This window comes from Acidocella sp., from assembly GCF_050253495.1.
GTDB lineage: Bacteria > Pseudomonadota > Alphaproteobacteria > Acetobacterales > Acetobacteraceae > Acidocella.
Genome location: NZ_JBFWIX010000003.1, coordinates 49,733 through 74,021 on the forward strand (window position 1 = coordinate 49,733; position 24,289 = coordinate 74,021).

Here is a 24,289-nt window from a genome sequence, read left to right on the forward strand (position 1 = left end):
TCCTTTCCTTTTGATCCTCAGCCCGGTTCCCGCCGCCCGGCCTCCGCAGGCGCGGCCGCCGTCCTGCCCGGGAACGCCACCAGCCACATGAAGACGAACGGCCCGACCAGGGGGATGAACAGCACGGCCAGCCGCCAGCGCCGCAGCCCCAGCAGGGTGAGCAGCCTGTTGGCGGGCATGAGGGCCATCATCACCCCGAGGGAGGTGATCCCGACCAGCAGCGCGGCCGGCGGGATCAGGCCGGCCCGCGGCATCCGCGCCCCCACCCCGAACCTGTCCCGATCTTCACAATCATGGGTCCATTATGCGTGGAATAATAGGCCTTCGCAATATGTGGTCGCCCGACCATGGACGCGCGGGAGAGAGTGGCGGTGAACATCAGGCGGCTTCGCGTCGAGCGCGGGGTTTCGCAGGAGGCGTTCGCGGTCGACGCCGGGGTTGACCGGACGTACATGAGCCGGATCGAGCGGCGCCTTGAGAACCCGACGGTGACGGTGCTGGAGAAGATCGCGGCGGCGCTGGGGGTGGAGATCGCGGCGCTGTTCGCCGAGCCCGGGCCGGACGGCGGGGCGCCGCCCTCGCTGCCGGCGGGAAGGAAGAGGAAGGCAAGCTGAACTGCACCTCCGGCGCTGCATTGCGCCGCCTGAGCGCGCGTCAGTTCGTTCTGACAACCAAGCACGGCGCCGAAAGGACGGCGACGTCAGTTGTCCACCGGGCCTTCAGCAGAGCCGCACCAAGAAGACTTAGGCAATCAGGTTCTTCGACGGAGGATCGAAACGTTTGAGGGTTCTCCATGCCCAAGAGAAACGCAGTGAGGGCAAGTTTAGCGTCTTCGACGTGGCGAGCATCGTGGGTCTTCTTCTGGTTCGTGACGAAGGCCTCCCACACCAGCAACTGTCCTGGTTCGGCTGAAAAGTTCTGCCAATCGAGGTGGGCGATTGCAGCAGGCGCCAACTCGCGCAGGCGCCGCATCACGTAGGTGACGACGACCATTCCCGTCACGAGCGCCGTTGCTCCGGCCGAGGCCGAGAATGGCCGCGAAGCCAACCCTGGTCCTGCTTCGCCGCGCCGCGCCGATGTCAGGCGCGCCGGTTCCAAGCGCGTAGGAATCCACATCGGAGCCTCGAACCCCAACGCGACTGGGCCAACCCGTAAGGCCTCTGACAGCATGCCGATGCAGGTGTCCACATCGGTGCCGTCGACAGAGTGTCCGGTGGGACCTACTGCTGCCCAGCCGAGCGTTTTTCCTGGAGTCCCGATATCGATCACGGCACAGAATATGGCGGCCTCCTCCCGGGCAGGTCGTGTTCCGTAAGTGTAGAGGCAGGTGAACATGGGCGGAAGAGAGGTTCGCAGCCGCGCGCGCTTCCCACCGGGCGACCGGCGGCGAAGCGAGGCCAATGAGGGGATAGTGGTGGGAAGCTCCCAAACGCCAACGGGCCGGTGGGTGACCACCGGCCCGCTTTCGCTTGTATTTCAAGGAATTCCGTGGCGCGCCCGAAGAGATTCGAACTCCTGACCCTCAGATTCGTAGTCTGATGCTCTATCCAGCTGAGCTACGGGCGCGTCGTGGGCGGGGGTGTAACCGAACCGTCGCGGGCAGGCAACCCCCTGGCCACCAACTAAATGGCGTTAAGCTCTGCGAGTAGCGCATCCCCCATTTCCGTGGTGGAAATAGTGGGGCGGCCCTCGGCCTTGATGTCCGGCGTGCGCCCGGCCTTGGCCAGAACGCGCTCCACGGCGGCCTCGATCACATCCGCATCCTCATTCATGTCGAAGGAGTAGCGCAGCATCATGGCAAGGCTCAGAACCTGCGCCAGCGGGTTGGCCTTGCCCGTTCCGGCAATATCCGGAGCGGAGCCGTGAATCGGCTCGTAGAAGCCAGGAATCCGCCCCGAGGCATCCTTTGCACCCAGCGTCGCGGAGGGCAGCAGCCCGAGCGAGCCGGTGAGCATGGCGGCGAGGTCGGAGAGAATATCCCCGAACAGATTGCCGGTCACGATCACGTCGAACTGCTTGGGGTTCTTGGCAAGCTGCATGGCGCAGTTATCGGCATACATATGGGAGAGCGCCACATCCGGGAACTCTTCCGCCTGTAGCTTGGTCATCACCTGGCGCCAGAGCAGCCCGGCCTCCATCACATTTGCCTTTTCCACGCTGCACACGCGGCCCTGGCGCTTGCGCGCCAGCTCAAACGCCACCCGGCCCACGCGCTGGATCTCATGGGTGGTGTAAACCTCGGTGTTCACGCCTTTCTGCTCGCCATTGGGCAGTGTCTCGATCCCGCGCGGCTCGCCGAAATAAATGCCGCCGATGCATTCGCGCACGATCATGATATCCAGCCCGCGCACCAGCTCCGGCTTCAGGGAGGATGCATCCGCCAGCGCGTCGAACACCTTGGCGGGGCGCAGATTGGCGAACACCTGCAACGCGGAGCGTAGTTTCAGCAACCCCGCTTCCGGGCGGATTTCAAACGGTACCTTGTCCCATTGCGGCCCGCCGACGGAGCCGAACAGCACCGCGTCCACGCTTTTGGCCTTGGCCAGGGCCGTATCGGTCAGCGGCACGCCATGCGCGTCGATGGAGGCGCCGCCCACCAGCTCTTCCTCGATCTTGAAACTGGCGCGTTTGCTGTCTTGCAGCCAGCCCAGCACGCGTTTGGCCTGGACCATCACTTCGGGGCCGATCCCGTCACCCGGCATCAGCAGCAGATTTTTATTGGCGATCATCTATTAAGCTCCCTGAATTTTGGGCTGCCAGGAGGGGAGGCCCGCCTCATAGGCATCGATGGCGGCGGCATGTTCCAGCGTCAGGCCAATATCGTCCAGCCCGTTCAGCAGGCAGTGCTTGCGGAATGCTTCCACCTGAAAGGGGATCTCCTCGCCAGTCGGGCGGATCACCACCTGGCGGGCAAGGTCCACCGTCAGCTTGGCATTGCCACCCATCGCCGCGTCCGCGCGCAGCTTGGCGCAGATTTCCTCGGGCAGGGCGATCGGCAGCAGCCCGTTCTTGAAACTGTTATTGAAGAAAATATCCGCGAAGCTGGGAGCGATAATGCAGCGGATCCCGAAATCCTTCAGCGCCCAGGGGGCGTGCTCGCGTGAGGAGCCGCAGCCGAAATTATCGCCCGCCACCAGAATTTCCGCCTCGCGGTAAGGTTCTTGGTTCAGCACGAAATCCGGTTTCTCCGAACCATCGGCGTTGTAGCGCATGTCGGCGAAGGCGTTTTTGCCCAGCCCGGTGCGTTTGATGGTCTTCAGGAACCGCGCCGGAATGATCTTGTCGGTATCGATATTGTCGATGTTCAACGGCGCGGCGATCGCGGTGAGGGTGGTGAATTTATCCATCAGATCAACTCCCGGACATCGGTGATTTTGCCGGTCACGGCGGCGGCGGCGGCCATGGCGGGGGAGAGCAAATGGGTTCGCCCGCCCGGTCCCTGGCGGCCCTCGAAATTGCGGTTGGAGGTGGAAGCGCAGCGCTGGCCGGGCGTCAGCTTGTCCGGGTTCATGCCCAGGCACATCGAGCACCCCGCCTCGCGCCACTCAAACCCCGCATCGATGAAAATCTTGGCCAGACCTTCCGCCTCCGCCTGCTGCTTCACCAGTCCGGAGCCCGGCACCACCAGCACGCGCACGCCCTCGGCCACATGGCGGCCCTTGGCCACGGCGGCGGCGGCGCGCAGATCCTCGATGCGCGAATTGGTGCAGGAGCCGATGAACACCACGTCCACCTTGGTGCCTTCGATCTTCTGCCCGGCTTCCAGCCCCATATAGCTCAGCATGCGTTCCATCTGGGCGCGCTTGGCGTTGTCCGCCTCGTCCGCCGGGTTGGGCACGGCGCCCGTCACGGGGATCACGGTCTCCGGGCTGGTGCCCCATGTCACCTGCGGGATGATATCCTCCGCTTGCAGCTCGACAACGGTGTCGTACCGCGCGCCCTCATCGCTGGGCAGGGTCTTCCAATAGGCCACGGCGGCATCGAAATCCGCGCCCCGCGGCGCGAAGGGGCGGCCCTTGATATAATCGAAGGTTGTCTGATCCGGCGCCACCAGCCCGGCGCGTGCCCCCGCCTCGATGGACATGTTGCACATGGTCAGGCGTCCGGCCATGTCCAGCGCGCGGATGGCGGAACCGGCGAACTCCATCACATGCCCGGTGCCGCCGGCGGTGCCGATCTTGCCGATGATCGCCAGCATGATGTCCTTGCCCGTGCAGCCTTTGGGCAGCTTGCCCTCGACACGGATGAGCATGTTCTTCGCCGGTTTCTGCAGCAGCGTCTGGGTGGCCAGCACATGCTCCACCTCGGAGGTGCCGATGCCGAAGGCCAGCGCGCCCATGGCGCCATGGGTGGAGGTATGGCTGTCGCCGCACACAATGGTCATGCCCGGCAGGGAAACACCCTGTTCCGGCCCCACCACATGCACGATCCCCTGGCGCGCGTCGGACATCGGGAAGTACGTCACCCCGAACTCCTTCACGTTCTGCTCCAGCGTGGCGATCTGCAGCGCGCTCTCCGGTTCGTTCACCTCGGTCAGGCGGCCGGGGCTGGTGGGCACATTATGGTCCACCACGGCGATGGTGTTCTCCACCCGGCGCACTTTGCGCCCAGCCATGCGAAGCCCCTCGAATGCCTGCGGGCTGGTCACCTCATGCACAAGATGGCGGTCGATATAGAGAACGCAGGTGCCGTCCTCCAGCCTGTCCACCACATGGGCATCCCAAATCTTGTCGAATAAGGTCCGCGGCATTGATCGTTGGTCTCCACAGTTGCAAAAGGCCAGAAGGACGACGCCTTCTGGCCCCAGGCGGCGCCTGCACGGCTCCGCGCTCAGAAAATCAGGTCGCAAGGGCGCAGCGCCCTTGGCCGGGGCCTTACTCGGCGGCTTGCGGCGCCTCGGTGACCTCGCGGGCCTTCTCCGCGATACGGGCGGACTTGCCGCGGCGGCCGCGCAGATAATACAGCTTGGCGCGGCGCACATCGCCGCGGCGCATCACCTTGATGTCGGCAATGATCGGCGCATAAAGCGGGAATACGCGCTCCACGCCCTCGCCATAGGAGATCTTGCGCACGGTGAAGGAGGAGTTCAGGCCACGGTTGGAGCGCGCGATGCACAGGCCCTCGAAGGCCTGGATACGGGAGCGCTCGCCTTCCTTCACGGTCACGTTCACGCGCAGCGTGTCGCCCGGCGCGAAATCCGGGATGGTCTTGGTCTCGGTCAGCTTCGCGATCTGCTCGGCTTCGAGCGTCTGGATGATGTTCATGGGTTGGGTCCTTCTCGAAACGGGTGTTTAGGGCGCTGCGGCGCCGGTTGCAATGTATTGGGCGTAAAGGTCGGGTCTGCGCTGGCGGGTGACGGCGATGGCCTGGCTCCGCCGCCAATCGGCGATGGCGGCATGGTTGCCTTGCGTGAGCACCTCCGGCACGGGGCGGTCCCCCCACAAGGCGGGACGGGTATAATGCGGATATTCCAGCAGTCTTTCGGAAAAGCTTTCCTCGGTACCGCTATCCGCGTGGCCCATCACGCCGGGCAGCAGGCGGATCACCGCATCCAGCAGCACCAAGGCCGGCAGTTCCCCGCCGGATAGCACATAATCCCCGATGCTGATCTCCTCGCCCCGCCGCGCCTCGATCACACGCTGGTCGATCCCCTCGAACCGGCCGCAAACCAGGATCGCGCCCGGTCCCTCGGCCAGTTCCCGTACCCTTGCCTGGGTCAGGGGCGTGCCGCGCGGGGTCAGGAAGATCAGCGGCCTGGACTCGCCGGTTTTGCCGCCCGCTTCGGCGGGGGCCACGGCGCCGATGGCGTCATCCACCACATCCGGGCGCAGCACCATGCCGGCTCCGCCGCCAAAGGGCGTGTCGTCCACCGCGCGGTGACGGCCCAGCCCAAAATCACGTATATCCGTGACGTTCAGGCTCCATAGGCCGTTTTCCCGCGCCCGTCCGGCCAAGCTTTCGCCGAGCGGTCCGGGGAACATGGCGGGGAAGAGGGTCAGGATGTCGGCGCGCCAGCTCATTCGCCCGCCTCCTTCGCGTCCACTTCCAGTGGCGGGGTGACCACCACATATCCGTCCGCGACCCGCACCTGCGGCACGCTGGCCTTGGTGAACGGAATCAGCCTTCCCCCCGGAGACAGTTCCAGGCTGGCACCCGCGCCGTAATCCAGTACATTCCCAACCTTGCCGATCACCTTGCCGCTCTCGTCATGGGCATCGAGCCCGATCAGATCGGCTAGGTAGAACTCTTCCTCCTCGGCTTCTGGCAGGGCGGAGCGGGGGAGGAATAATTCGACATTGGTCAGGCGCGCGGCATCGTCGCGGTCGGCAATCCGCCGTTGTGCGCCGTTGGAGAGCTCGTCGATCCAGGCGACATTGTCATGCGCCCATTCGAGCGTGAAACGCCGCCCCTTGGCGTCGGCAAGCACATGCTCGGCCAGAACCTCGGGGTCCTCTCCGTAGCAATGCACGCGCAGTTGCCCGCGCACGCCGTGTGGCTTGCCAATCACGCCCATCAGGATCAGCCGGTCTTCCATGACGCCTTATGAATTAAGCGGCGGCTTCGGCTTTGGCCTTGGCGGCGGCGCGCTCCTGGGCCTTCTTCTTCGGCAGGGACTGCTTGGGCTGCTCGGCATGGACCGGCGCCTTCATCAGTTCGGCCTTGGCCAGGAAGCGGGCCACGCGGTCGGTCGCCTGCGCGCCGGTGGAGAGCCAATATTGCAGGCGCTCGGTCTTCAGCGTCACGCGCTCGGCATGCTCGGCCGGCAGCATCGGGTTGTAGGTGCCAACGCGCTCGATGAACTTGCCATCGCGCGGCGCATTCGCATCGGCGATCACGATATGGTAGAAGGGGCGTTTCTTGGCGCCGGCGCGGGAAAGGCGAATCTTAACAGACATGGGAACTCCTTGGTTTAATCGTAAATCTTAAAAAGGTTTGCGGCCGCCCTTGGCCGCGCCCAGGCCGGCCTGCATCTGGCGCATCATCGCCTCGGGCCCGCCCATTTTGTTCATCCGCTTCATCATGGTCGACATGTCGTCGAACTGTTTCAGCAGCTTGTTGACCTCCTGCACCGAGGTGCCGGAGCCCGCCGCCACACGTTTCTTGCGGCTGGCCTTCATGATGTCCGGCGCCCGCCGTTCCGCCGCCGTCATCGAATTGATGATGGCGATATGACGCTTGAACACGGTCTGGTCGAGATTGGCGTTCTCGATCTGCTGCTTCATCTTGCCGATGCCCGGCAGCAGCCCCAGAATGCCGGAGAGCGAGCCCATCTTGGAAATCTGCTTGAGCTGGGCGGCATAGTCGTCCAGGTCGAACTTGCCCTTCGCCATCTTCTTGGCGAGCTTTTCGGCCTCGACCTTGTCGATCGTCTCGGCGGCCTTTTCCACCAGCCCGACGATATCGCCCATGCCCAGAATGCGCCCGGCGATACGCTCCGGGTTGAATTCATCCAGCGCATCCAGCTTCTCGCCCTGGCCGATCAGCTTGATCGGCGCGCCAGTGACCGACCGCATGGACAGCGCGGCACCGCCCCGCGCATCGCCATCCAGCCGCGTCAGCACGATGCCGGTAATCTGCACGGCATCGTTGAAGGCGGTGGCGGTGGTCACCGCGTCCTGGCCGGTCATGGCATCCACAACCAGCAGCGTCTCCACCGGGTTCACCGCGGCGCGGATCGCCTTCACCTCCTCCATCAACGCGAGGTCGATGGAAAGCCGCCCGGCCGTGTCCAAAATCACCACATCGTAGGATTCGCGCCGCGCCGTATCCATCGCCCGGTTGGCGATCTGCAAAGGCGTCTGCCCCGCGATAATCGGCAGGCTGCTCACCTCCGCCCGCTGGGCCAGCTGCTCAAGCTGCAACTGCGCGGCCGGGCGCTGCGTATCCAGGCTGGCCAGCAGCACCTTCTTGCGTTCGCGGTTCTTCAGCCGCAGCGCGATCTTGCCCGACGTGGTGGTCTTGCCCGAGCCCTGCAAACCCACCATCAAAATCGGCAGCGGGGCGGGGGCCATCAAATTCAGCGGCACCGGCAGGCCGCCCAGCGCCTCGATCAGCGCGTCATTGACGATCTTCACCACCATCTGGCCCGGAGTGACGGAGCGCAGCACTTCCGCGCCCACCGCCTGCTCGCGCACCTTGGCGACGAAATCCTTCACAACGGGCAGGGCGACATCCGCATCCAGCAACGCCAGGCGGATTTCCCGCAGCGCGTCGTTGACATCAGCCTCCGACAGCGCCCCGCGGCGGCGGAGCCTGTCGAAAATATCCCCGAATTTGCCCGACAAATTGTCGAACATGCAGCCTGATCTCCACAACACGGTTTTGTGCCTGCGCACAACGCAAAACGCGCCGTGGTGCGAACCCTCGCAGCACGGCGGTTTTATCCAGGGGCAGCCAATGCCCTCCTTGCTCCTTCAAGTCAAGAGGGGAGCGAAAATCCAGCCCTGATCTGCTCCGGCGGCGCGCCAAACCAGCGCCGGCAGGCGCGGGAGAATGGGCTCAGCTCCGCATAGCCCAGAAGCTGCGCGATGCCGGAGATGGAAAGATGCGGCTGGCGCAAATAACTCGCCGCCAGGGCCTTGCGCACATCCTGCACCGCCTCGGCATAGGTCAGCCCCATCTCGTTCAGGCGCCGTTGCAGGGTCCAGCGCGCCACGCCCAGCGCATCCGCCACCTCTAATATAGGCGGCGAGCCATCCGGCAGGCGGGAGCGTATTTCCGCCCGCACCCGCGCTTCCAGCGGCACCCGGCCCTTGGGCAGGCGGCGCCGGTAGGCTTCCGCCGCCAGCCTTGCGAAGCGCGCCGCATCCGCCCCCGGCATCCGGCGGGAGAGCTCGCCCGGCCGGAACACGATGGCATTGGTCCGTTGCCCAAAGAACACCGGCGCGGCGAACACCTCCTCATGCCTAGCCCGCCCCTCGGGCTCGGGATGCTCAAAATGCACCTCAACCGGGCGGAACCCCGGCCCATAGGCCTCGCGCAGCAAATTCTGGAACATGGCGATGGTCAGTTCCGCATCCTGCCGGCGCTCGAATATCCGCCAGTCCAGAATCCGGTATTCCAGCCGCAGCAGCCCGGCCTCCTCCACCAGCCGCGCCTCGCTGGCCTCCTGATGCAGCGGAAACAGATCCGTGAATTGCCGCAGCGCGGTGCCGATGCTGGGGGCCGCCAACGCCAAATCCCCCACCAGCCCATGGCAGGAGGCCGGGAAGGAGCGCCCATAAAGCAGCCCGAAATCCCCCCGGCCCGAATGCTGGGCCGCGCGCTCCATCACCTCCACATAGGAAGACAGCGCCAGCCCGCCCTCGCTGGCCTCGTTCAGGCAGCCGGCATCAACCCCGGCGGGACCGAAAATCCGGTCCGCATCCGTGCCCAGCGCCCTCAATAAAGGCAGCAACCCCGCCGTGGCACATAACGCCACCTGAGGCTGCCGACCCACCATAAACCCCATTATTCTGGTCCCCCCGCCCGGTTTCCCCGTGGCCGGCGTCTTTCCTCTGACGAGGGGAGATTAGGCTGGGATGGGGGAAGGGGCAAGGCTGAGAGTACCCAGCGTATTCAGGGTAGTGTGCGGTCTGGATGTTGATGAATCGAGATAGAAATGTTCAACTCCAGAGGCATGTTTGTTTCGCCTGGTGGACTGGTCCAGGTAAAGCGGGGGTTTGCGGAGTTAAGATGCCAAAAATAATGTCTCATAAGCCCGTTTCTTTTTCGGGGGTTATGGAGGTCGTTGAAGCTTTTCAAGGTGACCATGACGTATCTTGGTTTAGGGGGGTAGAAAAATCTAACCATCATCTATCCCCCTCGATCTTTCGCCACCCCGCGAAGCAAACCATTGAAGAAATTCATGAGATTGAGAAACAAATGTCTTCAGTATTCGAGCAGCGCTCCCCACCCTTTGTCAGTCAAGCGTTCAAAAGTGAGTGGGAGCAAATGTTCTACATGCAGCACTATGGAATTCCCACTAGGCTACTTGATTGGACTGAAAGTCCATACATTGCTCTTTATTTTGCTCTGTCATCTTGTGAAAGAAACGCTAGTGGGGAGCCAAAAAATGACGCTGCATTATGGATGCTCGATCCGGCGGCTTGGAATAAGGGGGCTCTTGCGGATATCTCTTACGGAGGTGGAGTTCTTGATGCTGGCAAGGAGCAGGTGAAAGCGTATAGCCCAAAAACTGAACTTGATGAACGTAAAAACTCTCCAATTATGATATATGGAACTCACAACAGCCCTCGTATCGTTGCTCAACGAGGGATGTTTGCCCTTTTCGGAAAGAAAACGGAATCAATGGAGAGGTGTTTTTCTGCGGGGGGATTTGAGCAAGGGACGCTGCAGAAAGTTTTGATCAAAAAAGAGTTTCGCGATGATGTGGCTAAATCATTGTTTCGAAAAGGTATATCAGACTCACCGATATATCCTGACATATTTGGTCTTTCCCTTGAACACAAACGGTCTTTCGGGTTATCGCAATGAAAAATCTAAAAATTACTCCTCATAGCCCAAAAACTATAATTTGGTGGTATAAGCATAAAGATGAAATAGATTTTTCTCCTCCCTACCAAAGACGTGGGAGGCTGTGGTCTGATAATGATAAGGCATATTTGATCGACTCTATCATTAATGGATTCGATATACCTAAGTTATATCTTGCAGATTTCCAAATTGGGCAGTCTCCTTTAAATGTTTCTAAGCTCCCGTACGCAATTATTGACGGAAAACAGAGGTTAGAAGCGGTTTTTGATTTCTTTGAAGATCGTTTTGTCTTGAGGGACGATTTTAAATTCAGAAAAGATCCAAATTTAAAATTGGGAGGGTTAAGCTTAAAAGACTTGCGGCGTAACTACCCAAGAGTTGCAGATGAATTTGAGAATGCCTCATTGGATATTATGAGTGTGTTTGCTGAAGATGAATCCGATATTAATGAGATTTTTGTTAGACTGAATAAGTCTAAGCCTTTGACAGGTGCAGAGGTTCGGAATGCTGTTGTTGGAGCAGTTCCTGCGTTGATTAGAGCGCTCGCTTCGCATGAATTCTTTATAGATAGAATTCGTTTTGGTGTTGTCAGAGCGGCAGATTTGAATGCCGCGGCAAAGATTTTGCTATTTGAGTTTATGGGCAAGCCGGTCGCCACAAAAAAGCAGAATCTGGACGAATTTGCTGCTGCGCCTGTGAGCCAAGAGCAATTGGAATTAGCCGGAAGAAGAGTCTTAGATACTATGGCAAATATGTCGGAAATTTTTATTCCTCGTGATTCCCTTTTGTCGTCAGCAGGGATTGTTCCGGTGTATTACTGGTTTGTTAGAAATCAATCGTCGGAAAGGCACCCGTTAATAAGAGAGTTTCTATTTGCCTTTGAGGATGTTCGCAAAAGAGGTAGAGAGGGTAAAACAATAAAATCGGATACCGCATTGGGAGCTGAATTAGCGAGATATGATGCTCTTAATCGGAGCACCAACGACCAACAAAGTCATGTTGGTCGAATTGAAATTTTAGAAAAATTTTTTGTGGCTTGGCTTGAGAGAAAGACACGCAGAGAACGAATTCAAAATGAGGAGTTGCCTTTAGAGCAATAACACTCTGCTTGGCCCGATTGGAGAATCGGGCCAAGTGTTAAACTAACTCCCGTACCCCACGACGCTTTTAATCTCCAAGAAATCGTGCAGCGCCCAATCCGCGTACTCACGTCCGTTGCCGGACTGCTTGTATCCGCCGAAGGACGAGAAGAAATCCATATCCGGATAGTTCAGATACACAGACCCGGCCCGCATCTGCGCGGCCACGTCACGCACCTTCTCAACATCCTTGCCCTGCACATAAGCCGCCAGGCCATACACCGTGTCGTTGGCAATCTCCACGGCCTCTTCCAACGTCTCATACGGCAGAATGGAAAGCACGGGCCCGAAAATCTCTTCCTTCTCGATGGTCATGCCCGGCTTCACATTGGCAAACACAGTGGGTTTGGCGAAGTAGCCGCGGTTCAGCCCGTCCGGCCGCCCCAGCCCGCCAGTGGCCAGCGTCGCGCCGTCGTCGATCCCGGCCTGGATTAGCCTCTGCACCTTGTCCCATTGCATCTGGCTCACCAGCGGCCCCAGCACCGTGCCCTCGGCAAAAGCCGGGCCGGGTGTCTGCTTGCCCGCCTCGTCCACCGCGATCTCCACCGCCTTGTCATGCAGCTTGGCTGGAACCAGCATGCGCGTCGCCGCGTCGCAGGATTGTCCGGTATTGATGAAGCACGCGCCAATCCCCTGGCGCACCGCATCCTCCAAATCCACATCCTCCAGCAGAATGTTCGCGGATTTGCCGCCCAGCTCCTGGCAGACGCGCTTGACCGTCGCCGCCGCCTCGCGCGCCACGATGGTGCCCGCCCGGGTGGAGCCGGTGAAGCTCATCATGTCCACATCCTTATGCCCGGCCAGCACCTGGCCCACCTCCGGCCCGGTGCCGTTCACGAGGTTGAACACCCCCTTCGGCACGCCCGCCGCATGCATCGCCTCGGCGAAGATCAGCGCGTTGACCGGCGCGATCTCGGAGGGTTTCAGCACCATCGTACAGCCAGCCGCCAGGGCGGGAGCCACCTTGCACACAATCTGGTTCAGCGGCCAGTTCCAGGGCGTGATCAACCCGCAAACCCCAATCGGCTCCTTCACCACCATGGTGGTGCCGCGCTGCTCGGTGAATTTGAAGCTTTTCAGCTTCTCGATCGTCGCCTCGAAATGCTTCTGGCCCACCCAGGCCTGCGCCTCCTTGGCGAAAGCGATCGGCGCGCCCATCTCCTTGGCGCAGGCTTCGGCGATATCGTCGTAGCGCTTGTTATATTCAGCCAGGCAGGCTTCCAGCAGCTCCACCCGCTCCTTGTGGGAGAAGCGGGAATAGCTCTTGAACGCCGCCTTGGCGGCGGCCACCGCCTTGTCCACGTCGGCGGCGGACCCGCCGGAAATTTCGGTGAACATTTCCTCGGTCGAAGGGTCGATCACGGCGATGCGGTTGGGCGTCACCGGGTCCACCCAGGCGCCGTCGATGTAGAATTTCAGATGATCGGGCATATGATTCCTCTCTGATCAGGCTGGTGGAACTATGCCCGCTCCCCGGAAAAACCTGTTGACCGGAGAATACAGCCCCAGCCGGGCTGGTTGTGTTCGCCGGTCAACAGGGCGGAGGGCGGGGTGTCGTTATCCTGCCTGAATGCAAGATCCAAGACAAAACCACCCCATCGTGCAGCTTGAAGGGGTGGCCAAGAGCTATGGCGGGGCGGTGGCGCTTTCGCGGCTGGATCTGACGGTGCATGCCGGGGAGTTCTTTACCCTGCTCGGCCCGTCCGGTTCCGGCAAAACCACCAGCCTGCGCCTCATCGCCGGGTTTGAACGGCCGGATTCCGGGCGGATCTTGCTGGATGGCCAGGATGTCGCCACCCTGCCGCCCTTTGCGCGCGCGGTGAACACCGTCTTTCAGGACTACGCGCTGTTTCCGCATCTCACCCTGGTGGAAAATGTCGCCTATGGCCTGCGCGCCAGAAAAATGCCGAAAGCCCAGGCTCATGCCGAGGCTGAAAAAGCCCTGGATGCCGTCAAGCTCGTGGATTTCGCCGCCCGCAAGCCCGCCCAGCTTTCCGGCGGCCAGCGCCAGCGCGTCGCCCTGGCCCGCGCCATGGTCAACCGGCCCCGCGTGTTGCTGCTGGATGAGCCCTTGGGCGCGTTGGATCTCAAGCTGCGCCACCAGATGCAGCAGGAACTCAAGCGCCTGCAATTCGAGACCGGCATCACCTTCATCTATGTCACGCACGACCAGGACGAAGCGCTCTCCATGTCGGACCGTATCGCCGTGTTTTCCCATGGCAGGATCGAGCAGATCGGCACGGCGTTCGATCTGTACGAGCGCCCGGCAAGCGCGTTCGTGGCGGATTTCGTCGGCTCCTCGAACATTCTGGGCAACACGCTGCTGCGTCCGGAAAAGCTGCATCTGCTGGCGCCCGGCAACGCGGTGCCGGCGGGGTATGAGGCCCGGCCCGGCACCGTGCGCGAGGCCATCTATCTCGGGGCGGTCACGCGCTACAGCCTGGCGCTGGAGGATGGCGCGGCCCTGCAGGTGATGGAGGCGAATATCGTGCCCGTGCAGGGGGCGCTGCGCTTCGCCCCGGGGGATGCGGCGCTTGCTGTGTGGCCCAGGTCGGCCTGCGTTGAAATAGGCGGTTCAAGTCAACAAGGAGAGCGGAAATGAGCGACGGTCTGAGACGCAAACTAGCCCGGCTGGCGGCGGCGCTGTCGGTAACCTTGCCCATCGCCCAGGGGGCGCTGGCGATGGAGCCTCTGCAATCCATCGGCAAGGGCGAGGGCGTGCTGAACGTGGTGGCCTGGGAAGGCTATGCCCAGGACGATTGGGTGAAACCCTTCGAGGCCGCCACCGGCTGCATGGTCCATGCCAAATATGCCGGCTCGTCGGATGAGATGGTGGCGCTGATGCGTTCGGGCGGGGGTGATCAATACGATGTCGTGTCCGCCTCGGGAGATGCCACGTTGCGGCTGATCTATGGTCACGACGTGCAGCCCATCAACATGAAGCTCATCCCGGCCTGGAAACATTTTATTCCCCAGCTTCAGAACCCGCCCTTCAATACCGTGAAGGGGGTGCATTACGGCGTCTCCTACGAATGGGGGCCGAACACGCTGCTTTACAATACCAAGGTGTTTCCCACGGCGCCCACCTCCTGGTCCGTGATCTACGACCCGCGATATAAGGGAAAGATCACCGTGCCGGACAACCCGATCCAGATCGCCGACGCGGCCTTGTACCTGTCCAAGAAGGACCCCTCGCTCGGCATTACCGACCCGTATGAGCTGAACCAGACGCAGATGAACGCGGTGGTGACGCTGCTCAAGGCGCAGTCCAGGCTCGTCAAGAAATATTGGGCCCTGGCGTCGGACGAGATCCAGCTCTTCACCTCGGGCGATGCCGTGGTGGGGGCCGCCTGGCCTTACCAGACCAACACGCTCCAGGCCGCCAAGGTGCCGGTGGCCGACACCATCCCCCAGGAAGGCGCCACCGGCTGGGCCGATAGCTGGATGATCTCCGCGAAAGCCCCGCACCCCAATTGCGCCTATGAGTGGATCAACTGGGTCACCACCCCGAAAGTCCAGGCCGAGCAGGCGATCTATTTCGGCGAAACCCCGGCCAACACCCTCGCCTGCAAGGAGATGGACGCCCAGCAACCCGGCGCTTGCGCGCAGTACCACGCCAACGCCCCGGCCTCTTATTTCGACCAGATCAAATTCTGGAAAACCCCGCGTACCGATTGCGGCAACGGCAAGCATGACTGCCTGAATTACGCCGCCTGGCAACGCGAATGGCAGGCCATCAAGGGATGATGTCCCAGGTGTTCGCGGGGGGGCGCTGGTCCCCCCGCTTGGTCCCGCCTGGCCAGGGGGGCGCATGAAGGCGCTGTCCGCTCTGGGTTGGCGCCGGCCCGCCCTGGCCAGCGTCAGCCTGCTAGGGCTGCCGGCCTTGTGGTTCGCCGCCTTGTATCTGGCGGCCATCGGCGCGCTGCTGGTCACCTCCTTCTGGACGGTGGACGACCTCAGCGGCGATCTCATTCCAGGTTTTTCCTTCACCAATTTCCAGCAGCTTCTCTCCGCTCCGGTCTATACCCATATCGCCCTGCGCACGATCGGCATCGCCGCCGCCGTCACGGTCACGGACATCGTCCTTGCCTGGCCGGTGGCCTATGCGATGATTCGTCTGGCCGGCCCGCGCTTGCGCGCGGTGATGATGGCGGCGGTGATGGTGCCGCTCTGGTCGAGCTATCTGGCGCGCGTCTATGCCTGGCGGCTGATCCTGGCGCATGACGGGCTTTTGAACTGGGCCCTGGGTTGCCTTGGATTGCCGGATGTGCAGATCGGCTACAGCAACTGGGCCATGTGGATCGTGTTCTCCTATCTCTGGCTGCCCTTCATGATCCTGCCGGTGGCCGCCAGCGTGGAGCGGATTCCCCCCAGCCTGCTGGAAGCCTCGGCGGATCTGGGCGCGCGCGGCTTCGCCACCTTCCGCCGCGTGATGCTGCCCATGGCGCTGCCTGGCATGGTGGCCGGCGCCATCTTCACCTTCTCCCTCACGCTGGGTGATTACGTGACCCCCATGCTGGTGGGGGGACGCGGTTCGGATTTCATCGGCAACGTGGTTTACGCGAATGTGGGGGTTACCAATAATATTCCCTTTGCCTCGGCCTATGCGGTGTTGCCGCTGGGGGTGATGGCGGTGTTCCTGCTCATCGCCCGGAAATTGGGAGCCTTCGATGCGCTCTGAACATCTCATCTGGGTGGCGGTGGCGGCCATCTTCGCCTTTTTGTTCATCCCCATCGCCGTGATCCTGCTCTACGCCTTTTCCGCGGCGCCGATTCCGGCCTGGCCCATCGCGGGCTTCACGTTACACTGGTTCGCCGATACCTGGCGCAATGGCGCGGTCAGGCAGGCCCTGGCCCTGTCGCTGGAGGTCGCGTTCCTGGCCACGTTGCTGGCGATGCTCCTGGGCACGCTGGCGGCCATGGCGGTGGCGCGCATGCGCAATGCCGCGAAGGAGGTGGTAAGCTTCATCGCCGTGCTGCCCATCGCCCTGCCGGGCATTCTCACTGGCATGGCGCTGGCGGCTTATTTCAGTTTCTGGGGGATCAATCTGTCCTACTGGACCATCGTCGCCGGGCACGCCACCTTCTGTGTGGTGATCGTCTATAACAACGTGGTGGCCCGGCTGCGGCGCCTGCCGCGCTCGCTCGCCGAGGCCTCGGCGGATCTGGGGGCGGATGCGTTCCGGACCTTCCGGCTGGTGCAGTTGCCGATGATGGCCAGCGCCATCGGGGCGGGGGCGCTGCTGGCTTTCGCGCTGTCCTTCGACGAGGTGATCGTTACAACCTTCACCGCCGGCGCGCAAAACACCTTGCCGCTGTGGATTTTCGGCGCCATCCGCCTTGGCCAGCATTTGCCGGAGGTGAATGTGGTGGTGTTCGCCATCATCCTGTTCACGGTGGCGCCGGTGCTGCTGGCGCAGAGGCTGATCGGCGATTCGGGAAAGGCGGCCCGGTAAACCGGCGCGGGGGGAGGGGTCAATCCTCCCGTTTTTCCTTGCGCAGCACATCCAGCGGCACGAGTTGCCCGTCACGTTCGAAATGCCAGAAGGTCCAGCCATTGCAGCTTGGCGCGTTCTGCACGGCGGCTCCCACCTGATGGATGGAGCCGCGATGGCCCCCGCTCACCAGCCCGCCCTCGGCCGTGACTTCAGCGGCGAAGCGGCGCTGCTTGTCCATCACCTGGGTGCCGGGGCGGATGACACCGCGCTCCACGAAGCTGCCAAAGGCGATGCGCGGCGCCTCGCGCCCCGAGGGGGGGGCGGTCACGGCGCTGCGCGGCACGCGCTCCTCGCTCTGCAAGCGGCCCCAGGCGGCTTCCACATAGGCCGGGTGGCGTTCAATGCCGATGAAATGCCGGTGCAGCCGCTTGGCCACCGCCGCCGTGGTGCCCGTGCCCAGGAACGGGTCCACGATGATGTCGCCCGGCCCGGTCGAGGCCATGATCACCCGGTGCAGCAAGGCTTCCGGCTTTTGGGTGGGGTGAAGCTTCAGCCCATGCGTGTTCTTCAGCCGCTCATTGCCGGTGCAGAGCGGCAGCGTCCAGTCGGAGCGCATCTGTAGGTCGTCGTTCAGCGCCTTCATGGACTGATAATTAAATTTATAACGGCTTTGCTGGCTTCTGGCCGCCCAGATCATCGTCTCATGGGCGTTGGTGAAACGCCGCCCCCGGAAATTCGGCATGGGGTTGGTCTTGCGCCAGATCACGTCGTTGAGGATCCAGAAGCCCAGATCCTGCATCATCGCCCCGATACGGAAAATGTTATGATAGGAGCCGATGACCCAGATCGTGCCGTCCTTGTTCAGCACCCGGCGGCATTCGGAAAGCCAGTCCCTCGTGAAATTGTCATAGGCGGCGAAATCGTCGAATTTATCCCAATCGTCGTCGACTCCGTCCACCAGGCTGTCGTCCGGACGGCGCAGTTCGCCACGCAGTTGCAGGTTATAGGGCGGGTCGGCGAAGACGCAATTGACCGAGGCGTCGGGCAGCATGCGCAACATCGTCCCGGCATCGCCGAGCAGAATCTGGTCCAGCGGCAATTCGCGCAGCATTTCCACGGGCAAGGCGGATCCTCGAAATTTGCAATGACTCGCGGAATAACTGACGGTCCGTCCGTAACCGCGTCAACAGCACATCTTGTGCGATTTTGGCACAAAAGACGCACATGCACTATAACGCTTATTCATTCTTGACAGTCAGGGGGGGTAAGGATAGCAACCGCCGCAGCCTCCCGGTGATGTTTCGCAGGAGAGAGGCGCATGAGCGACGGCCCGGAGAAAGAGGCGTTTGAGGCTAGGTTGCGGGCGGCTGAGGAAGCGGCCCGCGGTCCCAAGCGCAAGGAACCCGGCCAGAGCGATGCTGGTTCGGCGCAACGCGCCATAGAGCTGGCGATGCGCCTTGGGGTTGAAATGGTGGCCGCGATGGTCATCGCCGTGGTGATCGGGTGGGGGCTGGACAGGCTTTTCCATACCAAGCCCTGGCTGATGATCCTCATGGTCCCAGTGGGTTTGGCGGCCGGTCTGCGCAATCTCTTGCGGGCCGAACGCAAGGGCTAACGAGGCGCCGCGCGAGCGGCGGAACAAGACGGCTTCAGGCAGGGTAGTTACACATGGCGGGACCATCGATCGACGCGCTGGGACAATTCACCCTGACCACCGGGCTGGGGCCCCTTGGCCGCGCGGTGAATTTCACCAACTCGAACGAGGCGATGCTGGCGGCGGCCGTCATCATCGTCATCATGTTCGCCATCGGGCTGAAGGCCAAGGCGCTCGTGCCGGGGCGCGTCCAGGCGCTGGTCGAGGTGCTGTACGAATTCGTCCATCATATGTGCATCGACACGATCGGCGAGGAAGGGCGGCGCTTCTTCCCGCTGGTCTTCACCATTTTCAGTTTCATCCTGCTGGGCAATCTGATCGGGCTGTTCCCCTATTTCTTCGCCTTCACCTCGCATATCGCGGTGACCCTGGCGCTGGCCCTGTTCGTGTTCATCTTCTCGACCGCCGTGGGCTTTTATATCCACGGTTTCGGCTTCCTGAAATTCTTTGTTCCCGCCGGGGTGCCGGGCTGGCTGCTGCCGCTGCTCGTCCCCATCGAGATCATTTCCTATTTGTCCCGCCCCGTGTCCCTCTCCGTTCGTCTTTTCGCGAACATGACCGCCGGGCATGTGATGTGGGAGGTGTTCGCGGGCTTCATGCTGCTGCTGACCGCCGGCTTCGGTGTGTTCGGCGCCATCGCCTCCATCGTGCCGCTGGGCCTGAACGTGGCGCTGGCGGCGCTGGAGCTGCTGGTGGCCGGGTTGCAGGCCTATGTTTTCGCCATTCTCACCTGTCTGTATCTGCATGACGCAGTGCATATGCACTAGGCCCATTGCCCGCATATGTCCTGACCAGACCCTATAAAAGCCTCTTTCGGAAAGGAAAGTTACATGGATCCTCAGTCTGCCGCTCTGCTCGCCAAGGATGTCGGTGCCGGCCTCGCCACCATCGGTGTCGCCGGTGCCGGTGTGGGTATCGGTAACCTGTTCGGTTCTTTCGTGTCCTCCGTCGGCCGCAACCCGGCCGCCCGTGATGCCATGTTCCGCGACGTTCTGCTCGGCTTCGCGCTGACAGAAGCCGTGGCGCTGTACGCGCTGGTCATCGCGCTGGTTATTCTGTTCACCTAAGATGCGCCGGTTCAGCACCGCTCTGCTGCTGGCTCTGGCCCCCACCGCCGCATTGGCGGAGGGCACGATGCCGCAGATGAATTTCTCCAACCCGCTCACCTTCGACCAGGTGGGCTGGATGGCGGTCATCCTGGTGGTGCTTTACCTCCTGCTCTCGCGCTGGGGCTTGCCCCAGATGGGTAAGGTTCTGGAGAATCGCGCCGCCGTCATCGCGCGTGACCTGGCCGCGGCCCGCGCCGCCAAACAGGAAGCCGACCGCGCGGTGGCATTGCTGACGGCCACGCTCTCCACCGCCCGCAGCAATGCCCAGGCCGAGGTGGCGAAGGCGGTTGCCAACGCTAAGGCCGAGGCCGCCGACAAGGCCGCCGAGCTGAACGCGAAGCTGGAGGCCAAGCTCGCCGAGTCCGAGGTGCGCATCGATGCCGCCCGGGCCGCCGCCATGGCGGCGATCAGGCCGGTGGCCGCCGAGGCCGCCAGCGACATCCTGCTCAAACTGACCGGCTCCGTGCCCGGGCAAGGCGAGCTGGCACAGCGTGTCGATGACGCGCTGGCCGCGCGAAAGGCGGCTTGACCGATGGAATATAACGCTCTCCACGCGAATTTCTGGGCGCATGGCACCTTCTGGGTGTTTGTCGCCGTCTTCATCTTCGCGCTGATCGCGGGGCGCCGGGTGCTGGCGGCGATCGGGCATCTGCTGGACGCCCGGACCAAGGCCGTGCAAGCGGCCCTGGACGAGGCCGCGCAGCTGAAGGCCGAAGCCGAGGCGATGCTGGCCGATGCCAAGCGCAAGCAGGCTCAGGCGGCGGAGGATGCCAAGCAGATCCTGGCGACCGCCAAGATCGAAGCCGACCGCCTCAGGGCCGATCTGGCCGCCGAGGCCCAAGCGACCGCCCTCCGCCGGGAGCAGATGGCGATGGAACGCATCGCCGCAGCCGAGGCCGCCGCCGTGAAGGAAGTCCGCGCCGCTGCCATCGACATCGCCACGGCGGCCTCCGCCGCTATCCTGCGCGATACCGTGAGCAACGACACCGACACCTCCCTGATCGATCACGCCATTGCCGCCATGCCCAAGGCGTTGCGCGGCTGATCGCGCTTTCGAAAGGGTAGAGTTCAGAGTTCATGGCCGGCCCGGTGTTTCCGGGCCGGCCATTTTATTGGGGGCTATGCGTCGAGCGGCAGGGACGGCAGTGCCATCCGCACCAGCTCGGACAGGCTATGCGCGCCCATTTTCGACATCAGATTGGCGCGGTGCACCTCGACCGTGCGGGCGCTGATCTTCAGCTCGTGGGCGATGCTCTTGTTTGGCAGGCCATCGACCAGCCTTTCCAGAACTTCCCGTTCGCGCGGCGTCAGGCTCGCCAGCTTCGTTCGTGCCTCGTCGCGCAGGCATTGCCGCGCGGTGTCTTGCTCCCAGCGCGCCATGGCTTCCTGGACGGCGGCCAGAAGCGTTTTGTCGGAAAAAGGTTTTTCGATGAAATCGACAGCGCCGGCCTTCATCGCCTGCACGGCCAGGGGCACGTCGCCATGCCCGGTCATCACGATCACGGGCAGAAAGATCCGCCGGGCGGTCAGTTCGCGTTGCAATTCCAGACCGGACATGCCGGGCATTCTGATGTCGGTGATGATGCAGCCCGGTTGGATGGATGACAGCGCCTCCAGGAAGGCCGGGGCCGATTCATGGGCTCTCACGGCGATGCCGGAACTGGCCAGCAAAAACGCCACGGCATGGCGCACCGCCGCGTCGTCGTCGATCAGATGCACGATCTGGCTGGTCATGGGTCTGCCTCGTCCCTCTCGATGCTCCGCAAGGTGAACGCGAAAACGGCCCCGCCACCCGCGCGCGACTCCGCCCACAGCTTGCCGCCATGGGCCTCGATGATGGTCCGGGAGACGGACAGCCCAACCCCCATGCCATAGGCCTTGGTCGTGATGAAAGGCTGGAATAGCCGCGCCGCGACATCGGGGGCAATGCCGGGGCCGCTATCGGCCACCTCGATTCGCGTCATGCCGCCCGGCAGCGGAATGGTCGAGAGGGTAATCGCGCGGGGTTCGAGGTCTTGCATGGCCTCCATCGCGTTGCGAATCAGATTGACGAGAACCTGCTGTACCTGGACCTTGTCGGCAACCACGCAGGGGCAATCCGGATGGAAGGCGAAGCTCACCCGCACGCCATTTTCCCGCGCGCCGATCAAGGCCAGGGCGCTGGCTTCCTCGATCAGTTTTGGCAGGCTTTCGGCGCGCCGGTCCGTCTCGCCACGGGAGACGAATTCACGCAGGCGCCGGATAATCTGCCCGGCGCGCAGGGCCTGCTCCGCGGCGCGTTCAATGCCGTCGCGCAGCATGGCCGGCTCGTTGCCCGCATGGCGGTCCAGCAATCGGCGGCAGCCATTCAGATAGGTGGCGATGGCGGTGAGCGGCTGGTTCAGCTCATGCGCCAAGGTGGAGGCCATTTCCCCCATGGCGGTAAAGCGGGACATATGCGCCAGCTCCGCCTGCAACTCATGCAGGCGGGCCTGGGTTTCCTGGCGTTCGGTGAGGTCGCGCACGAAGCCCGTATAGGCCCGCCGGTTCCGCATCGTGGTCTCGCCGATATAAAGCTCCATCGGAAAGGTGGAGCCGTTCTTGCGCAGACCCATCACCACCCGCGAAGCGCCGATGATCCGTTTTTCCCCATGGGTGAGATAGCGCGCGAGATACTGGCCATGCTCCTCACGGTAGGGAGAGGGCATGAGAAGGCTGATATTCTGCCCCTGGACCTCCCCGGCGCTGTAGCCAAACAGCCGTTCCGCCGCCAGGGAGAAAGATTGAATGATGCCGGTTTCGTCGATGACGACCATGGCGTCGGGCACGGTGTCCAGGATGGAGCGCAGATGCGCCTCCCGGTCCAGCCAGGATGCTTCCATGCCATCGGTCTCATCCGACGAGGGCCGCATGGTGGCGGTTTTTTCGGAGCGGCTCTTCTGCATGGCCCCACATGGTAAGATTGTGGCAGCTATCCTAACCGGTTGGCCTGAAAACACAACTGACGCAGATCAGCCCCGCGTGGGGTGTTTGCTTGGGCAGATGGTTGCCTGGGCGGATAAGTTATCTGGGCAGATAGGCGAGAAAATGCCGTTCGGCCCGGCGGAACAAAAAGATCAGCGTGAAGGAGATGCAAAGATAGATCAACGCCGCCAGGCCGAAAGCGTCGAACGGCGCATAGGTGGCGACATAGGCATCGTTGGTGACCTTCAGAATATCGGGCACGGTGGCGGTAAAGGCCAGCGTGGTGGCATGCAGCATCAGGATCACCTCGTTGCTGTACATGGGCAGGGCCCGGCGCAGCGCGGAGGGAATGATGATGCGCCGGTAAAGCGTGAAACGGGACATGCCATAAGCCCGCCCGGCCTCGACCTCGCCATGCGAGGTGTCCCGAATCGCGCCGTAGAAAATTTCCGTGGTGTAGGCGCCAGTGTTCAGCGCGAAGGAGAGCAGGGTGCAATTGATCGCCGAACGGAAAAAATCCGCCAGGAACGGTGTTTCACGCACGAAATGCAGCCCGTAAACGCCGGTATAGATCAGCAGGAGCTGCACATAGAGCGGCGTGCCCCGAAAGATGAAGCCATAGAGCCAGACAGGCCCCCAGATGAACGGATTCTTGGAATTGCGGGCGATGGCCAGCGGAAGCGCCAGGCAGAATCCGACGGCGCAGGAAATAATGAGCAGCCAGAGTGTCATCGCCAGGCCGGTCATGTGGTAGCCGTCGGAATAGAGCAGCTGGCGCCAGTAATGATCGAGGATATAGATCATAGAACCGCCTTTCTGACGCCGATCATATATTTGCGTTCCAGATAGAGCAGCACGCCATTGGAGATGATGGTGAGGACCAGATACACGGCCCCCGCGACACAGATGAAGAAGAAGGTGCGGAATGTCGCCTGCCCCGCGTTCTGCGCGGCCTTCACCACGTCCGACAGGCCGATGATCGAGACCAGCGCCGTGGCTTTCAGGATCACCTGCCAGTTATTGCCAAGGCCGGGCAGCGCATAGCGCATCATTTGCGGAAACAGCACGCGGCGGAAGACGTGAAATGGTTTCATGCCGAAGGCACGCGCGGCTTCAAGCTGGCCTTTCGGCACGGCCAGAAAGGCGCCGCGGAAGGTTTCCGTGAAATAGGCGCCATAGATGAAGCCCAGCGTGATGACGCCGCTGGTGAAGGGGTCGAGGTCGAAGCCGAAATCGAAGCTGTTCTGGAGGCTGTTGAGCCAGTCCGTGATGTCGTTGATCCAGATTTGCAGCGAGTAGAAAATCAGCAGCATCAGCACCAAGTCCGGCACGCCCCGGATGATGGTGGTATAGACCGTGGCGGCGACGCGCGCCGCGCGCGCTTTGGAAAGTTTCGCGGAAGCGCCGATGAGTCCGATGACAAAGGAGAGAAGAAGGGAGAGGACCGACAGCTCCACCGTGGTGATCGTCCCGGCGAAGATCTGCGGCCCGTAGCCGGCGAGATTGAACATGCTGTATCCCTGGCAGGGG

The 24,289-nt window shown here is 62.3% G+C and carries 29 protein-coding genes and 1 tRNA gene; 12 read left to right on the forward strand and 18 right to left on the reverse strand.

The genetic code is table 11. The features are described 5' to 3' along the window. Positions 1–17 precede the first annotated feature (17 nt). Complete coding sequence (locus AB7D48_RS03645; protein WP_427975964.1) at positions 18–254, reverse strand: hypothetical protein; 237 nt, start codon at positions 252–254, stop codon at positions 18–20. Positions 255–347: 93 nt separating this feature from the next. Here AB7D48_RS03645 and AB7D48_RS03650 point away from each other — a divergent pair, with 93 nt between their 5' ends. Continuing rightward, positions 348–614 (forward strand): helix-turn-helix domain-containing protein, encoded by a 267-nt coding sequence (locus tag AB7D48_RS03650; RefSeq protein ID WP_427975965.1) that lies wholly within the window; start codon positions 348–350, stop codon positions 612–614. A 40-nt stretch (positions 615–654) separates the two neighbouring features. Here the strand turns inward: AB7D48_RS03650 and AB7D48_RS03655 are convergent, their stop codons facing one another. The 11 genes from AB7D48_RS03655 to qhpR form a co-directional block, all read right to left on the reverse strand. Beyond that, positions 655–1,269 (reverse strand): hypothetical protein, encoded by a 615-nt coding sequence (locus AB7D48_RS03655; protein ID WP_427975966.1) that lies wholly within the window; start codon positions 1,267–1,269, stop codon positions 655–657. Positions 1,270–1,489: 220 nt separating this feature from the next. Further along, positions 1,490–1,566: transfer RNA gene (locus tag AB7D48_RS03660), tRNA-Arg, on the reverse strand. Positions 1,567–1,622: 56 nt separating this feature from the next. Beyond that, a complete protein-coding gene (gene leuB, locus AB7D48_RS03665) occupies positions 1,623–2,729 on the reverse strand; it encodes a 3-isopropylmalate dehydrogenase (protein ID WP_427975967.1) in 1,107 nt (368 codons plus the stop codon). A 3-nt stretch (positions 2,730–2,732) separates the two neighbouring features. Further along, complete coding sequence (gene leuD / locus AB7D48_RS03670) at positions 2,733–3,347, reverse strand: 3-isopropylmalate dehydratase small subunit (protein ID WP_427975968.1); 615 nt, start codon at positions 3,345–3,347, stop codon at positions 2,733–2,735. Beyond that, on the reverse strand, positions 3,347–4,750 hold the full coding sequence (gene leuC / locus AB7D48_RS03675; protein ID WP_427975969.1) for a 3-isopropylmalate dehydratase large subunit: 1,404 nt from the start codon (positions 4,748–4,750) through the stop codon (positions 3,347–3,349). The genes leuD and leuC overlap by 1 nt, the downstream gene beginning before the upstream one ends. 124 nt (positions 4,751–4,874) lie before the next feature. Further along, on the reverse strand, positions 4,875–5,264 hold the full coding sequence (gene rplS / locus AB7D48_RS03680) for a 50S ribosomal protein L19 (RefSeq protein WP_427975970.1): 390 nt from the start codon (positions 5,262–5,264) through the stop codon (positions 4,875–4,877). A gap of 27 nt (positions 5,265–5,291) precedes the next feature. Continuing rightward, positions 5,292–6,020, reverse strand: coding sequence for a tRNA (guanosine(37)-N1)-methyltransferase TrmD (gene trmD / locus AB7D48_RS03685; RefSeq protein ID WP_427975971.1), 729 nt, complete (start codon positions 6,018–6,020; stop codon positions 5,292–5,294). Further along, the gene (gene rimM / locus AB7D48_RS03690) at positions 6,017–6,535 is read right to left on the reverse strand and encodes a ribosome maturation factor RimM (protein ID WP_427975972.1); all 519 of its coding nucleotides are present in this window, start codon (positions 6,533–6,535) and stop codon (positions 6,017–6,019) included. Before rimM ends, trmD begins: the two co-directional genes overlap by 4 nt. Before the next feature lie 13 nt (positions 6,536–6,548). After that, complete coding sequence (rpsP, locus tag AB7D48_RS03695; RefSeq protein ID WP_427975973.1) at positions 6,549–6,896, reverse strand: 30S ribosomal protein S16; 348 nt, start codon at positions 6,894–6,896, stop codon at positions 6,549–6,551. A gap of 27 nt (positions 6,897–6,923) precedes the next feature. Continuing rightward, a complete protein-coding gene (gene ffh / locus AB7D48_RS03700) occupies positions 6,924–8,297 on the reverse strand; it encodes a signal recognition particle protein (RefSeq protein WP_427975974.1) in 1,374 nt (457 codons plus the stop codon). A 122-nt stretch (positions 8,298–8,419) separates the two neighbouring features. Then, on the reverse strand, positions 8,420–9,451 hold the full coding sequence (gene qhpR / locus AB7D48_RS03705; RefSeq protein ID WP_427975975.1) for an AraC-like transcriptional regulator QhpR: 1,032 nt from the start codon (positions 9,449–9,451) through the stop codon (positions 8,420–8,422). A gap of 236 nt (positions 9,452–9,687) precedes the next feature. Here qhpR and AB7D48_RS03710 point away from each other — a divergent pair, with 236 nt between their 5' ends. Both AB7D48_RS03710 and AB7D48_RS03715 read left to right on the forward strand, forming a co-directional pair. Then, a complete protein-coding gene (locus AB7D48_RS03710) occupies positions 9,688–10,476 on the forward strand; it encodes an FRG domain-containing protein (RefSeq protein WP_427975976.1) in 789 nt (262 codons plus the stop codon). After that, the gene (locus AB7D48_RS03715; protein WP_427975977.1) at positions 10,473–11,576 is read left to right on the forward strand and encodes a DUF262 domain-containing protein; all 1,104 of its coding nucleotides are present in this window, start codon (positions 10,473–10,475) and stop codon (positions 11,574–11,576) included. The genes AB7D48_RS03710 and AB7D48_RS03715 overlap by 4 nt, the downstream gene beginning before the upstream one ends. A 42-nt stretch (positions 11,577–11,618) precedes the next feature. On the opposite strand, the gene AB7D48_RS03720 is transcribed toward AB7D48_RS03715, so the two are convergent. Next, entirely contained in the window at positions 11,619–13,046 is a 1,428-nt protein-coding gene (locus AB7D48_RS03720) for an aldehyde dehydrogenase family protein (RefSeq protein ID WP_427975978.1), read from the reverse strand. Positions 13,047–13,185: 139 nt separating this feature from the next. On the opposite strand from AB7D48_RS03720, the gene AB7D48_RS03725 reads away from it, so the two are divergent. The 4 genes from AB7D48_RS03725 to AB7D48_RS03740 all read left to right on the forward strand — a co-directional run bounded on the left by AB7D48_RS03725 (position 13,186) and on the right by AB7D48_RS03740 (position 17,071). Beyond that, positions 13,186–14,217: an ABC transporter ATP-binding protein gene (locus AB7D48_RS03725; RefSeq protein WP_427975979.1), complete on the forward strand. Its 1,032-nt coding sequence runs from the start codon at positions 13,186–13,188 to the stop codon at positions 14,215–14,217. Then, complete coding sequence (locus AB7D48_RS03730; RefSeq protein WP_427975980.1) at positions 14,214–15,362, forward strand: ABC transporter substrate-binding protein; 1,149 nt, start codon at positions 14,214–14,216, stop codon at positions 15,360–15,362. Before AB7D48_RS03725 ends, AB7D48_RS03730 begins: the two co-directional genes overlap by 4 nt. 64 nt (positions 15,363–15,426) lie before the next feature. Next, positions 15,427–16,296: an ABC transporter permease gene (locus AB7D48_RS03735; protein ID WP_427975981.1), complete on the forward strand. Its 870-nt coding sequence runs from the start codon at positions 15,427–15,429 to the stop codon at positions 16,294–16,296. Further along, positions 16,286–17,071: an ABC transporter permease gene (locus AB7D48_RS03740; protein WP_427975982.1), complete on the forward strand. Its 786-nt coding sequence runs from the start codon at positions 16,286–16,288 to the stop codon at positions 17,069–17,071. Before AB7D48_RS03735 ends, AB7D48_RS03740 begins: the two co-directional genes overlap by 11 nt. A 19-nt stretch (positions 17,072–17,090) precedes the next feature. Here the strand turns inward: AB7D48_RS03740 and AB7D48_RS03745 are convergent, their stop codons facing one another. Continuing rightward, on the reverse strand, positions 17,091–18,164 hold the full coding sequence (locus AB7D48_RS03745; protein WP_427976129.1) for a site-specific DNA-methyltransferase: 1,074 nt from the start codon (positions 18,162–18,164) through the stop codon (positions 17,091–17,093). Positions 18,165–18,371: 207 nt separating this feature from the next. On the opposite strand from AB7D48_RS03745, the gene AB7D48_RS03750 reads away from it, so the two are divergent. The 5 genes from AB7D48_RS03750 (at position 18,372) to AB7D48_RS03770 (ending at position 20,861) form a co-directional block, all read left to right on the forward strand. Then, the gene (locus AB7D48_RS03750) at positions 18,372–18,668 is read left to right on the forward strand and encodes an AtpZ/AtpI family protein (protein ID WP_427975983.1); all 297 of its coding nucleotides are present in this window, start codon (positions 18,372–18,374) and stop codon (positions 18,666–18,668) included. Positions 18,669–18,721: 53 nt separating this feature from the next. Further along, positions 18,722–19,474, forward strand: coding sequence for a F0F1 ATP synthase subunit A (locus AB7D48_RS03755; protein WP_427975984.1), 753 nt, complete (start codon positions 18,722–18,724; stop codon positions 19,472–19,474). Positions 19,475–19,537: 63 nt separating this feature from the next. Then, entirely contained in the window at positions 19,538–19,774 is a 237-nt protein-coding gene (locus tag AB7D48_RS03760; protein ID WP_008495604.1) for an ATP synthase subunit C family protein, read from the forward strand. A 1-nt stretch (position 19,775) separates the two neighbouring features. Further along, positions 19,776–20,345, forward strand: coding sequence for a F0F1 ATP synthase subunit B (locus AB7D48_RS03765; protein ID WP_427975985.1), 570 nt, complete (start codon positions 19,776–19,778; stop codon positions 20,343–20,345). Positions 20,346–20,348: 3 nt separating this feature from the next. Then, on the forward strand, positions 20,349–20,861 hold the full coding sequence (locus AB7D48_RS03770) for a F0F1 ATP synthase subunit B (protein ID WP_427975986.1): 513 nt from the start codon (positions 20,349–20,351) through the stop codon (positions 20,859–20,861). Positions 20,862–20,935: 74 nt separating this feature from the next. Here AB7D48_RS03770 and fixJ read toward each other — a convergent pair whose 3' ends face one another. From fixJ to AB7D48_RS03790, 4 genes are all read right to left on the reverse strand, one after another. Next, positions 20,936–21,550 carry a response regulator FixJ gene (gene fixJ / locus AB7D48_RS03775; RefSeq protein WP_427975987.1) on the reverse strand — a complete coding sequence of 205 codons (615 nt, stop codon included), beginning with the start codon at positions 21,548–21,550 and terminating at the stop codon, positions 20,936–20,938. Further along, entirely contained in the window at positions 21,547–22,740 is a 1,194-nt protein-coding gene (locus AB7D48_RS03780) for a PAS domain-containing sensor histidine kinase (protein WP_427975988.1), read from the reverse strand. Before AB7D48_RS03780 ends, fixJ begins: the two co-directional genes overlap by 4 nt. A 118-nt stretch (positions 22,741–22,858) precedes the next feature. Then, entirely contained in the window at positions 22,859–23,563 is a 705-nt protein-coding gene (locus AB7D48_RS03785; RefSeq protein ID WP_427975989.1) for an ABC transporter permease, read from the reverse strand. Further along, positions 23,560–24,270, reverse strand: a complete 711-nt coding sequence (locus tag AB7D48_RS03790; RefSeq protein ID WP_427975990.1) for an ABC transporter permease — start codon at positions 24,268–24,270, stop codon at positions 23,560–23,562. Before AB7D48_RS03790 ends, AB7D48_RS03785 begins: the two co-directional genes overlap by 4 nt. Between the last annotated feature and the right edge of the window lie 19 nt (positions 24,271–24,289).